Origin of the sequence: Mesorhizobium sp. B2-5-4, assembly GCF_006441095.1 — a bacterium.
GTDB lineage: Bacteria > Pseudomonadota > Alphaproteobacteria > Rhizobiales > Rhizobiaceae > Mesorhizobium > Mesorhizobium salmacidum.
The window spans coordinates 237,755-250,749 of sequence record NZ_VFUR01000003.1; the positions used below are offsets into that span (position 1 = coordinate 237,755).

Sequence of the window (12,995 nt, forward strand, 5' to 3'; positions counted from 1 at the left end):
GCTCATTCCGGCGCCAGCACCGCGACCTTGAGGGTCTCTTTCTTGGCACCACTGAACTGGACGGTGGCTTGGCCCGCCGCCAGCTTGAAGCGCACGCTCTTGCGGATGCCGGGGCAGGTTTTGACACCGCTATAACCCGCCGATTTCACGGCATGGCCGTCCTGGATCACATCGATCCAGGCCTCGCCCGACAGGCTGATCTGGATGGCCCCCTCCGGCGGAACCGCCACGCTGGCTACGGCGCCGAACGTGCCCTCGGCGGGGGCCCGTTCGGGCGGCACCGCGAAACCGGCCTTCTCGGCCGGCACCAGCGCCAGATCCGCAGCGGCACCCACCGCGAGCGTCGCTCCGGACGGCGCTGAGGGCGCAGCCGCAAACAGCGCCTGTTCGCGCGTCACCGGCCATTTGAAGGCCTCGCAGCCGGCCTCCTCGGCCATGGCGAAGCTGGTGGTGCCCATAAGGATTGCGAACAGGCCGATGGTGACTTTTTTCATGGCGAGGGGACCCACATGTTTGGAGTGTCCATAAATCAATACAACCATAGCGATATAATTGCAACCCTAACGGGCGCAATATCAAAGGTCAGGCTGGGGAACATTTCCAATCACCAATTGTTGACGGCAGGCCAAGGGAAGTGAATGGTCCATAGCCGGGCGATAACCTATGGGCGAGCCGAGAAGCCAAATGGAGTTTTGGATGAAGCTTTTCGATGGCCTTGCCAGATACCAGCCGCAGGCGCTTGGCGTTCTGCGCATTATGACGGCGCTGCAGTTCGTCGAGCACGGAAGCCAGAAACTGTTCAATTTCCCCGCAGGCGAGCACGCCGCCGCCGCGTTGAGCGGACTGCCGCTGGCAGCCGGCATCCTCGAATTCCTCGGCGGCATTCTGCTGGCACTGGGCCTTTTCACCCGCCCGGTCGCGTTCCTTCTGGCCGGCGAAATGGCGATCGCCTATTTCGTGGCGCATATGCCGCGCGACTTTTTCCCCGTCAACAACGGCGGCGATTCGGCGATCTCGTTCTGCTTTATCTTTCTCTATCTGGTCTTCGCCGGCGCTGGCGCCTTTGCGCTCGACAACCGCCGCAACGCATGATCCCATGCGGGGGTGCGCTCTCACCCCCGCATCCGTTCGAAATTAGCATCGAACAGCGGCGTCGCCTGCATGCGCGCCGCATGCCGCTTGCCCAGCACCTCGATCTCGAAGCCGTCGCTCTCGTCGGCGATCTCCTTCGGCACGTAGCCGACGGCGACCGACTTCTTCGAATGATGGGCGTAGCCGCCCGACGTCACCCAGCCGCGCACCACGCCGCCAAACCAGATCGGCTCGTCGCCGATGACGTCGGCATCCTTGGCATCGATGATGAAGGCGCGTAGCCGCAACTTGCCGCCCTGTTTGCGCTCGGCCAGCGCCGCCGCCTTGCCAATGAAATCGGCGTCCTTGCCGTAGGCGACGAAACGATCGAGTCCGGCTTCCAGCGGCCCGTAGATCGGCCGGTATTCGCGCCCCCATGAACCATAGTTCTTCTCCAGCCGCAGCGCATTGAGCGCGCGCGAACCGAACAGGCCGATGCCAAATTCCGCTCCCGCCGCCATCAGCGCCTGGTAGGCGGCGCGCTGATATTCCGGCGCCACCCAGATCTCGTAGCCGAGATCCCCGGTGTAGCTGACGCGGCCGACCAGGCACGGCGCCATGCCGATATCCATCTTGCCAATGGCCATGAAGGGAAACACCGCGTTCGATATGTCGGAGCGCGTGGCTTTCGCCAGCACGTCCCTCGCCCTGGGACCGGCAATCGACAGGCCGGTGAGCTTTTGCCCCAGCGCTTCGATATGGACCGAGCCATCATCAGGCAGATGCTGCTCGAACCAGCGCATGTGATATTGCTCGGCAATGCCGGAGCCGGCCAGGAACCAGCCCCCTTCTTCCCGATCTTGGGGGCCCAGATTGGCCAGCGTGAAATCGCCGATCAGCCTGCCGTCTTCCTTCAGCATCGGCGCCAGGGTCATGCGACCGGGCTTCGGCAGCTTGCAAGCGAGCATCCGGTCGAGCCAGGCCGCCGCCCCCTCGCCCGTCACCTTGTATTTGGCAAAGCTCGATATCTCCGACAGGCCGACGCCTGAGCGCACCGCCGCGACTTCGGCGGCGACATGGGTGAAATCGCTCGAGCGCCGCCATGAGAACTCGTCCTTGACGCCTTCCGGTGCGTACCAGAGCGGCACCTCCAGCCCATAGGCGACGCCCCATTGCGCGCCCTTGGCCGACAACAAATCATAGACGGGCGTCGTCTTCAGCGGCCGCCCGGCCGGCAATTCCTCATTGGGGAAGCGGATCGAAAAACGCCTGGAGTAATTCTCGCGCACCTTGGCGTTGGTGTAGGCCATGGTCGCCCAGTCGCCGTAGCGCGCCACGTCCATCGCCCAGATATCGGCGCCGGGGTCGCCCTCGATCATCCAGTTGGACAGCGCGAGCCCGACGCCGCCGCCCTGGCTGAAGCCGGCCATCACGCCGCAGGCGACCCAGAAGCCCGGCAGGCCGCGCACCGGCCCGACCAGCGGGTTGCCGTCGGGCGCGAAGGTGAAAGGCCCGTTGATGATCTGCTTGATGCCGGTGTTCTGGAAAGCCGGGAAATGTCGGAACCCGACCTCGAGCGACGGCGCGATGCGGTCGATATCGGGCGCCAGCAACTCATGGCCGAAATTCCACGGCGTCTGATACTCGGACCACGGCTTGTTGGCCTTCTCATAGGTTCCCATCAGCATGCCGCCGCGCTCCTGGCGAAGATAGAGCTCGCCGTCGAAATCGACCGCATGGATGACCTCGGTGCCGGTTTTGGCATTCCAGGCCGCGACCTCCGGCATATCCTCGGTGATCAGGTACATGTGCTCCATCGCCAGCACCGGCAGTTCGAGCCCGACCATGCGGCCGACTTCGCGCGCCCACAGGCCGCCGGCATTGACGACATGCTCGGCCACCACCTCGCCCTTGTTGCTTATGACGCGCCACATCCCGTCGGGACGGCGCACGATATCCTCCACCTTGGTGAAACGTTCGATCTCGGCGCCCAGCTTTCGCGCCGCCTTGGCATAGGCATGCGTGACGCCCGAGGGATCGAGGTGGCCGTCCTCCTTGTTGCGGACGGCGCCAACGAATTGGCTGGGGTCGAGCAGCGGCATCAGCTCGGCCGCCTCTTTCGGCGAGATTTCCTCCAGCTCGATGCCGAGATAACGGCCTTTGGCGACGACCCCTCGCAGCCAGTCAAGCCGCGCCTCGGTGGCAGCTAGAAGCACGCCGCCGGTCAGGTGGACGCCGGTCGCCTGCCCCGACAGCTCCTCGATCTCCTTGTAGAGGTTGATTGTGTATTTCTGCAGCTTGGCGACGTTGGGGTCGCCATTGATCGTGTGCATGCCGCCGGCCGCGTGCCAGGTCGAGCCGGATGTCAATTCGTCGCGCTCCAGGAGCACGATGTCGGTCCAGCCATAGCGGGCGAGGTGGAACAGCACCGAGCACCCAACGACGCCACCGCCAATGACCACGACTTTTGCATGCGATTTCATGGGTTTTTCTCTGATATCAGTGAGTTGGATGGGAGATATGAATCGGGACAGCAGGAGCCGCGCGCCGGCGCCAAGGAAATCACGGCTCGCCCTGCCCGATCGCTTCCTTGCGCTTGGCCACATAGGCCTCGAGCTCTTCACGTACGGCAATATCCATTGTCGGCTCGACATAATCCGCCAGCGCCTTCTTCCACAGCCGCGTCGCGCGCGCGGTTGCGTCGAGGCCGCCGGCTTCCTGCCAGGCTTCGAAATTCTGCCAGTTGGAGAGCATTGGCTGGTAGAAGGCGGTCGCATAGCGCTCCAGTGTATGCGGCTCGCCGAAGAAATGGCCGCCGGTCGGCACCGCGCCCAGCGCCTCGACGGCAAGCTCGGCTTCGTCGACCACGATCGGGCGCAAAAACTCCATCATGTGCTGGATCATCTCGACGTCGATGATGAATTTCTCGAACGACGCCGTCAGCCCGCCTTCCTGCCAACCGGCGGCGTGGTAGACGAGATTGCCATGGCCAAGCACCGCGCCCCACAGCGCCATCAGCGTCTCATAGGCGCCTTGCGCATCGGCGGCGTTGGAAGCCGAGCCGGGCGTCGTCCGGTATGGCAGACCGTAGCGCCGCGCCAATTGACCCGAGGCAATGTTGGCCTTGGTGTTTTCAGGCGTGCCGAAAGCCGGCGCGCCGGACTTCATATCGACATTGGACGTGAAGGCGCCGTACATCACAGGCGCGCCGGGACGCACGAGTTGCGTCAGCACAACACCGAACAGCGCCTCCGCATTCTGCTGCGCCAAGGCGCCGGCCAGCGTCACCGGGCTCATCGCCCCCATCAGCGTGAACGGTGTCACCGCCACCGACTGGCCGTACTCCGCCATGGTCATCAGCCCCTCGGCCATCATCTCGTCGAAGCGGCGCGGCGAGTTGACCGAGATGATGGTGGCGATGCCGGGATCATCCCGCATCTGATCCAGCGTCAGCCCGCGCGAAATCGCCATCATCTCGATGCCGTCCAGAGCCCTGCCCCGGCCGATCGCCGAGACATGGAAGCTCTTGTCAGTCAGCGTCAGATTGGTGAGGTAGGTGTCGAGATGGCGTGAGTTGGCCGGCAGTTCGACCGGCGCGCAGACCTGGTTACCAAGCATGTGGATACAGTTGAAATGCTGCGCCAGCCGGGTGAGATCGGCATAGTCGCGCAGATTGCCGGCACGGCGGCCGCGCTCCATGTCGTGCACATTGGGAGGACCGGCCACAAGCGTGAAATTGATGGTGCTGCCACCGAGATGGATTGACTTGGCCGGGTTGCGTGGGGTCAGCGTATAGGTAGATCGCGTCGTCTTCAGCGCCTCGTCGACCATGCCGCGATCGATGCGCACATTGGCCGAGGCGAGATCGACCTTGGCGCCGGCTTTCTCGAACAGCGACAGCGCACGCGGGCTCATCACCTCGATGCCGAAATTCTCCAATATATGCATCGACGCCTGATGGATCGCCTCGATCTGGTCTGGTGACAGCAACGCCATCGGCGGATACGGATTCGTCACCCGTCTGGGCGGCAGCTGCGCGATGGGCGCTGGCCCCCTGTTGCTGGTACGCTCGGCGCCGCGTTTGCGTCTTGGTTCGGTCATGCCGGCATCAAAGCTTCGGCAGCGCGGCCGGTCTGTCAGAAATACGCCGTTTGCCGGCGTGATTTTAGCCAAGGCGGCACATCTGCAATGCCTGTCTAGAAAAGACGACAATTGGCGTCGGAATACCGATATCGCATTTTCTCACCTGCTGGTGCCGACCGTGCGTTAACGGCGGCAGCAAGATTCCCTTTATGATTTCGGCTTATTGCTCATCCAATGCGTAGGTCGAGTTTTAGTAAAATTGTAGCGGTGTGCGCGCTGCTGGCACTTTCGGCTTGCGCCACCGCGCCCAGCCACATCAACAATGTCTGCGCCGTCTTCGACCAGAATGACGGCTGGTTCGACAATTGGCAGTCGGCCGCCGAACGCGCCTCCCAGAAATACGGCGTGCCGGTGCCGGTGCTGATGGCCACCGTGCGCAAGGAATCCGGCTTCAAGAGCAACGCCCGGCCGCCGCGCACCAAGCTGCTTGGCTTCATTCCGTGGAAACATGTCTCCTCGGCCACTGGCTTCTCGCAGGCGCTGGACGGAACCTGGTCGCAATATCAGAGCGAGACCGGCAACTGGGCGGCGCGGCGGACGAAATTCGCCGACGCCGTCGACTTCGTCGGCTGGTATCATTCCAAGACATCAGACGCATACGGCGTCGCGCGCAGCGACACCTACAACCTCTATCTCGCCTACTATCTCGGCTGGACCGCCTATGGCCGAGGCAATCGTGGCGATGCCGGCGTCCAGGGCTATGCAAGGGCCACCGACAAGATGGCCCGCGACTATGCACAGCAACTGAGCCAGTGCGGCAACTAAAGGGTTGCCGCAACGGTCGTGGCCTTTCAGCGCGGCTTCTTGCCGAACACCTTGATGTATTCAGCCTCGCCGCCTTTGGCTAGCGCCTTTGCCTGCCTGACCCAGTCCTCGCGCTCGATACGGCCGTGGAATCTCAGATGATCGTCAACCCACTCGCGCTCTGCCTTCTTCCATGCGGCGACCTGAGCGTAGGTGAAGATGCCGAGGCCATTGAGGATGCCCTCCGTCTTCGGGTCGACGCCGGAGATCAGCTTGAGGTCATCGGGTTTGGCAGGCCTGGCGATGCCGGACGGGCGATTCTTGTCGACATTTGCGCCGGCCAGACGGGCTGGCTCCGCAGTCGCGCTCGCCTTTGTCGCACTTTGGCTTGATTTGGTCTGCCTCACCGCAGGCTCACCAATTGGTGCCACGCGTGCGTTCTCCGCCTGGCGGCCGTCTCCAAGCGTCCTTGGGGTGAACGGCGCGGAGGTGGCGTTGGCGGGCTTCGGAGAGGCATCGCCGGTCTCGGAGACCTCGTCCCGAACTTCGTGGCGGCGAGCCCGCGAAACGGCTTCGGCCTCCTCGGCGGCCTCCCCCACGGCGTCGGCTTCCGCACTGGCCGTCTTGCCATGTGGTCGGTTGGGCGGCGTACCGGCAAAGCCCGGACCGTCGCCATGCGGCGCATCGTCCGGCACGCCCTCATGGGCGGCGTGTTCCTTGTCGAACTTGATCACCGGCTCCATGGTCTTGAGCACGTCGTCGGAAAGCCAGCACAGGCTCATATGGCCGTCGCCGAGATTCTTGACCGGCGGCACCTTGGTCTCGCACAAATTGTCGGGAACCAACTTCTTGTAGCCGCAGCGTGTCTGGAACGGACAGCCGGACGGCGGGTTCATCGCCGAGGGTATGTCGCCCTCCAGCACGATGTGCTTCTTGACCACGCTGGTATCGGCAATTGGGATCGCCGACAGCAGTGCCTCGGTATAGGGATGATAGGGCGGTGCGAAGATCTGGTCGGTCGTGCCCTGCTCGACGATATAGCCGAGATACATGACGACGACGCGGTCCGCGATGTAGCGCACGACGGACAGATCGTGGCTGATGAACAGCATTGTCGTCTTGTTCTTGCGCTGGATGTCCATCAGCAGTTCGGTCACCGCCGCCTGCACCGAAACGTCGAGCGCCGAAACCGGCTCGTCGGCCACAACTACCTTGGCGTCGCCGGCAAAGGCGCGTGCCACGCCGATACGCTGCTTCTGGCCGCCGGAAAGCTGGCGCGGCTTGCGCGTCTCGAAGGCGCGCGGCAGTTTCACCAGGTCGAGCAGTTCCAGCATGCGCTTGCGCCGGTCGGCGACGGTCTTGCCGACATTGAATTTTTCCAGCGTGCGGATGATCTGCGACCCGACCGAATGGCTGGGGTTGAGCGTGTCGAACGGATTCTGGAACACCATCTGGATCGACGACACAGTGTCGACGCTGCGCTTCTCGATGCCGGTCGATTGGATTTCCTTGTTGCCCAGCGTCACGCTGCCGGAACTGGCCGTCTCAAGCCCGAGCAGCACCTTGGCCAGCGTCGACTTCCCGCAGCCGGATTCGCCGACGATGGCGACCGTCTCGGATTCGCGCGCCATGAACGAGATCGTCTCGTTGGCCTTGACGACGCGGCCTTCGCTCGAGCCGAACACCTCGCTGCCGCCGACCTTATAATATTTCCGGAGGTCCTCGATCTTGAGCACCGGCGCGCCGGGCACGACACGTTCATTGATCTTCTTGGCGCCGGGCGGCAGCGCGTCCCAGTCGATCTCGTTGAAGCGTACGCAACGCGAGAAATGGCCTTCGTGACCCGCGACCTCGATCATCGGGATCTCGGCGGCATTGCAGACGCCCTCGACGAAATGGTGGCAGCGCGGGCCGAAATTGCAGCCTTTCGGCCGCTCGTGCGGCAGCGGCAATTGGCCGGGAATCGCAATCAGCGGCCGCGAGTTCTTGTCGGCGCCCGGCAGCGGGATCGAACGGAACAGCCCTTGCGTATAGGGGTGGCGCATCCGGTCGAAGACGTCCTTGATCTTGCCCGTCTCCACCGCCTCGCCCGAATACATCACCGTGATGCGGTCGCAGGTTTCAAGGATCAGGCCGAGATTGTGCGAGACGAAGATCATCGAGGTGCCGAACTTCTCGCCCAACCCCTTCACCAGGTCGACGATGCCCGCTTCCACGGTCACGTCGAGCGCGGTGGTCGGCTCGTCGAGCAGAAGCAGCGCCGGCTTCGACAGCAGCGCCATGGCAATGACGATGCGCTGCTGCTGGCCGCCGGAAAGCTGGTGCGGATAGGAGCGCATCATGCGCTCGGGATCGGGAAGCTTGACCGAGCGCACCATTTCGAGCGCCCTGGAGTAGGCCTCTTCCTTCGACACCTTATCGTGGATCAACGGCACTTCCATCAGCTGCTGGCCGATCTTCATCGCCGGATTGAGGCTGGCCATCGGCTCCTGGTAGATCATGGCGATCTTGTTGCCGCGGATGGCGCGCAGTTCCTCGTCGGAGAGCTCGCCCATGTCCTTGCCCTGGAACTTGATCTTGCCGCCGACGATCTTTCCGATGTTGGACAGGTCGCGCATGATGCCGAGCGATACGGTCGACTTGCCGCAGCCGGATTCACCGACGATGCCCATCGCCTCGCCCGGCATGACCGTGCAGGAAAAATCCATCACCGCCGGTATCTCGCCCTTGCGGGTGAAGAAGGAGATCGACAGGTTCTCGATCTCGATGATCGGCCCATTGGTCGGCTTGGCGGGATTTCGAACTGCCTCGTTCATGGGTCGCTCCAATCCAAATTTTACCAGACGCGGGTCAAGGCCCGTCAATCAGTCTTTCATCGATTGCTCGCGCAGCGAATCGGCCAACAGGTTGAGCCCCAGCACGAACGACATCAGCGCGATCGTCGGCGGCAGCGCCGGATGGATGAAGGAGCGCAGCAATCGGCTGGCGTCCTTGATCGCGGTGCCCCAGTCCGGGCTCTCGGGCGCAAGCCCCAGGCCGAAATAGCCCAGCGTGCCGAGCAGGATCGTGGTGTAGCCGATGCGCAGGCAGGCATCGACGATCAGCGGTCCGCGCGCATTGGGCAGGATTTCCCACAGCATGATATACCACGGCGATTCACCGCGCGTCTGCGCCGCCGCCACATAGTCGCGCGTCTTGATGTCCATCACAAGGCCGCGCACGATGCGGAACACGCCGGGGCTGGAGGCGAACACCACAGCCACGAAAATGTTGAGCTGGTTGGGATCGATGTGGACGATGTGCAGCGGATCCCTGTCGAAGACCAGGCCGAGGTAGATCCAGCCGCCTATGATCAGCGTCAGGCCAAGCAGGATATAGATCCGGTCGGGCCGGTTCTTGTAGCGGGTCCAAAACAGCACACTGAAAAAGATGATCGGGAACAGGAAGAAGACACCGGCCAGCGCATAGGGGATCGGCGTGTCCATGATGCCCGGCGTCACCAGCAGGTAGAACAGCAGGATCACCGGGAAAGCCAGCACCAGGTTGGCCAGGAACGACAGGATGGAATCGATCTTGCCGCCGTAATAACCGGCCGGCAGGCCGAGCGTGATGCCAACCATGAGCGCGAAGCCGGTCGCTGCGGGTGCGATGATCAGCACGATCTGGCTGCCATAGACCATGCGCGAGAACACATCGCGCGCCAGCTTGTCGCCGCCGAACAGGTAGACAAGCCCCGACTGCGGTTCGATGGCGCCGGGCAGCGTGTCCTTCATGATCGGGACCTGGCCGAGCGGATCGAAAGGCGAGATGGTCGAGGCGAAGATCGCCGTGAACAGCCAGAACAGGCAGATGAAGACGCCCGCTATGCCGACGCCGCTGTCGAACAGCTGGCCATAGAGCGCCAGCTTCTTCTTGTAGAGAAAGCTCGCGCCCATGACGATGAAAAGCGCGGCCCAGACCGGCCAGAAGCGCCAGAACACTTCGAGGATGACGGTGGAGGCGCCGATATATTGAGCTTGCATGCGCCTTCTCCCTACTGAACGCGGATGCGTGGATTGAGGAACGCGTAGCCGACGTCGGAAATGAGCTGCGTGATCAAGACGATGAACACCGAGACCAGTGAACAGCCGAGCAGAAGATCGATGTCGTTGTTACCCGCGGCCTCGACCAGCGTGTAGCCGAAGCCCTGGTAGCGGAACATCACCTCTACGATGACGACGCCGGTGAGCAGCCATGGAAACTGCAGCATGATGACGGTGAACGGCGCGATCAACGCGTTGCGCAGCGCGTGCTTGACCACGACACTTTTGAAGGAAAGCCCCTTCAGGCGTGCCGTGCGGATATATTGCTGCGTCATCACCTCGACCATCGAGGCGCGCGTCATGCGCGCGATGTAGCCGATGCCGTAGATCGCCAAAGTGATGACCGGCAGCGTGAAATTGTAGAAGGTGATACCCTGGCTTGCCGAGGCGGCAGAACCGTTCAGCCAGCCGAGCCATGAGGCGAAGACGACGGTGAAGATGACGCCCGACACATATTCAGGTGTCGCCGTCGAGGCGATCGACGCGACCGACAGCACGCGGTCGGTGCGCGAGCCCTCGCGCATGCCGGCAAGAATGCCGATCAGCAGCGAGACCGGCACCATCACCGCCAGCACACAGAACATCAGGATGCCGGTGGCGCCGAGCGCCGGGAACAGCTTGGCCCCAACCGTGGTCTTGAACTTGGTCGAGCAGCCGAAATCGCCCTCGATGACACCGGAGAATGTCGGCACCGTCGGGTCGTTGCAGAAAGAGAAGCGCTGTGTCGTCTTCCCTGTCGCCGGATCCGTGATCGGCTGCTTGGGCACGACGCCGAGCCACTGGCCATAGCGAGCGAAGAAGTTCTGGCGGTAGCCGTGATTGACCAGCCAGCTTTCGAGCTGCTCGGCCGATGTGTGCATTTCGGTCTGGCTGATCGCCAGCTTCTTCAGATTGGGTTCGAGATTGACGAGGAAGAAAACGACCAGCGTCAGGCACAGCATCGTGAGCAGTATAGTGCCGATGCGTCTGATGATGAATGAGAACATTGTACCCCCTGCCGGCCGGGTTGGGGTCAGATATGGTCAACCCTGTTTCGAAAACCTTGCGACGTCACGCCGCCGCTGCATCCGGTGCAACGGCGACGATCCCGCGAATTCGAGGGGCCAGTCGCCCCTCGTATTCGTCAAGCTGTGGGTCACGCCTGATCGAGCCAAACCTTGCCGAAGTCGTGCTCGTAGGTGGGGTGCATCGAGTGGTTCTTCACCTCGGGCTTGATGTTGATGTAGAGCTTGCGCCAGTAAGGCTGGATGATGATGCCGGACTCCTGCAGCATCGTCTCGATGTCCTTCATCACGACCTTGCGCTTCTCCGCATCGGCGATGCCGAGGGCCTCGTTGACCTTCTTGTCGAAGTCCGGATTGGCATAAGCGGTCTCGTTCCAGGCTTCGCCGGAGCGGTAGGCGATGGCGATGACCTGGATGCCAAGCGGACGCATGTTCCAGTTGGTTTCCGAGAACGGGTATTTCGTCCAGTCGTTCCAGAAGGTCGAGCTCGGCAGCACGGTGCGCTTCACCTTGATGCCGGCCTCGCGCAGCTGGGCCGCGATCGCGTCGGTGGTGTTCTTGTGGTAGTCCTCGTCATTGCTGATCAGCTCGTGCTCGAAATCGATCACGCCGGCTTCCGTCAGCATCTGCTTGGCCTTGGCCATGTCGCGCTTGATCTTCGGCAGTTCGACATATTCCGGATGGATCGGCGCGACATGGTGGTTTTCGGCCGGCGTGCCGGCATTGCCATAGCCGAGCTGCAGCACGACCGAATTATCGACGGCGAGGCACATCGCCTGGCGCACCTTCTGGTCGCCATAGGGCTTGGCATTGATGTTGAAGCGAGAGACCACGGTGGCCGCGGTCACGACTTCCGAAGCCGGCGCACCGACACCTTCGATGATCTTGACGTAATCGGCCGTGGTTTCGTGGTTGGTCTGCACTTCGCCCGATTCGAAGGCCGAGACCGTCGCGGCCGGATCGGTGCCGTAGTCGATGAACTCGACGCCATCGAGGAAGGCTTCGCCCTGCCACCACTTGCCGGTCGTGCGGCGCTTGTAGACCACCTTCTGGCCGACATCATAGGAGACGAGCTCGAACGGACCGGTGCCGATCGGGCAGTTCTTGAAGTTGGCGCCCTTCTCGTCGAAGGTCTTGTGGACGACGAGGCCGGGATAGTCGCACAGGTTGGGGATGATGGCGATGTCGGGCTTCGACAGCTTCAACTTGACGGTCATGTCGTCGACCTTGGCGATCGCCCCTTCGCGCAACTTCTTGGTCGTCTCATCGACGAGACTGCCAAGGCGTCCCGGCATCGAGTTGCCTTCCGCTGATTTGTCGGCCCAGCGGGTGAAATTGTAGATCACGTCATCGGCGGTGAACTTGTCGCCATTGTTCCATTCGACGCCAGGCCGCACATGCAGCGTGTATTCGGTGGCGTCGTCGTTGATGTCCCAGCTTGCCAGCAGATATGGCGCGAAGGTGTACTCTTTGGTGTATTTCACCAGCGGCTCGAGCGCCTGGCGCTCGGCGTTGGAAATCTCGGACCAGTCTGCTGTACGCGGATCCTTGGGATCCTTGACGGACATGGCCACCTTCAGCACGCCGCCCTTCTTGCCCTGGACGTCCTCGGCCTTGGCCGGGGTCGGAGCGGCAAGGCCGAGCAGCCCGTAGGCCATGGCCGTCGAGGCGCCGAAGACGCTGGCGAGCGCGAGGAATTCGCGGCGGTCGACCTTGCCCGACTTGGCTTCTTCGGCCATCGCCAGGATGTGATCCGGAACGCTGTCGCCATTGCTCTTGTAGATTGTCATGACTAACTCCCATTGTTGGCTTTCCGCCGATTAACATTCCGCATCCAGGCCATGATGTCAAAGACGACATGGATTGGGAACATGCTAGCGAATGTGCAACTTTGAAAGGGGGGCAGTTCGCGTGATAGCGACAGTCTTGGCGCAAAATTGCTAGTGCGCCC

General features: G+C 62.5%; 8 protein-coding genes and 1 pseudogene. 2 read left to right on the top strand and 7 right to left on the bottom strand.

Annotated elements, in window-relative coordinates; translation table 11 throughout:
* Positions 1-2: 2 nt before the first annotated feature.
* Positions 3-494, bottom strand: a complete 492-nt coding sequence (locus tag FJ492_RS05720; RefSeq protein ID WP_181166584.1) for a hypothetical protein — start codon at positions 492-494, stop codon at positions 3-5.
* A gap of 202 nt (positions 495-696) precedes the next feature.
* Between FJ492_RS05720 and FJ492_RS05725 the strand changes: the two genes are divergently transcribed.
* Positions 697-1,092 (top strand): DoxX family protein, encoded by a 396-nt coding sequence (locus FJ492_RS05725; RefSeq protein WP_027141582.1) that lies wholly within the window; start codon positions 697-699, stop codon positions 1,090-1,092.
* Positions 1,093-1,112: 20 nt separating this feature from the next.
* Here the strand turns inward: FJ492_RS05725 and FJ492_RS05730 are convergent, their stop codons facing one another.
* Positions 1,113-3,554 (bottom strand): FAD-dependent oxidoreductase, encoded by a 2,442-nt coding sequence (locus FJ492_RS05730; protein ID WP_140768929.1) that lies wholly within the window; start codon positions 3,552-3,554, stop codon positions 1,113-1,115.
* A gap of 79 nt (positions 3,555-3,633) precedes the next feature.
* Complete coding sequence (locus FJ492_RS05735; protein WP_140768931.1) at positions 3,634-5,172, bottom strand: trimethylamine methyltransferase family protein; 1,539 nt, start codon at positions 5,170-5,172, stop codon at positions 3,634-3,636.
* 216 nt (positions 5,173-5,388) lie between these two features.
* On the opposite strand from FJ492_RS05735, the gene FJ492_RS05740 reads away from it, so the two are divergent.
* Complete coding sequence (locus FJ492_RS05740) at positions 5,389-5,979, top strand: transglycosylase SLT domain-containing protein (protein ID WP_140717642.1); 591 nt, start codon at positions 5,389-5,391, stop codon at positions 5,977-5,979.
* 593 nt (positions 5,980-6,572) lie between these two features.
* Here FJ492_RS05740 and FJ492_RS05745 read toward each other — a convergent pair.
* The 4 genes and pseudogenes from FJ492_RS05745 to FJ492_RS05760 form a co-directional block, all read right to left on the bottom strand.
* A pseudogene (locus FJ492_RS05745) lies at positions 6,573-8,774 on the bottom strand (ABC transporter ATP-binding protein); the annotation flags it as partial.
* Between the two features lie 48 nt (positions 8,775-8,822).
* Entirely contained in the window at positions 8,823-9,980 is a 1,158-nt protein-coding gene (locus FJ492_RS05750; RefSeq protein ID WP_140717646.1) for an ABC transporter permease, read from the bottom strand.
* Positions 9,981-9,991: 11 nt separating this feature from the next.
* Complete coding sequence (locus FJ492_RS05755; RefSeq protein WP_140502335.1) at positions 9,992-11,026, bottom strand: ABC transporter permease; 1,035 nt, start codon at positions 11,024-11,026, stop codon at positions 9,992-9,994.
* 149 nt (positions 11,027-11,175) lie between these two features.
* Positions 11,176-12,834 carry an ABC transporter substrate-binding protein gene (locus tag FJ492_RS05760; RefSeq protein WP_140502334.1) on the bottom strand — a complete coding sequence of 553 codons (1,659 nt, stop codon included), beginning with the start codon at positions 12,832-12,834 and terminating at the stop codon, positions 11,176-11,178.
* Positions 12,835-12,995 lie beyond the last annotated feature (161 nt).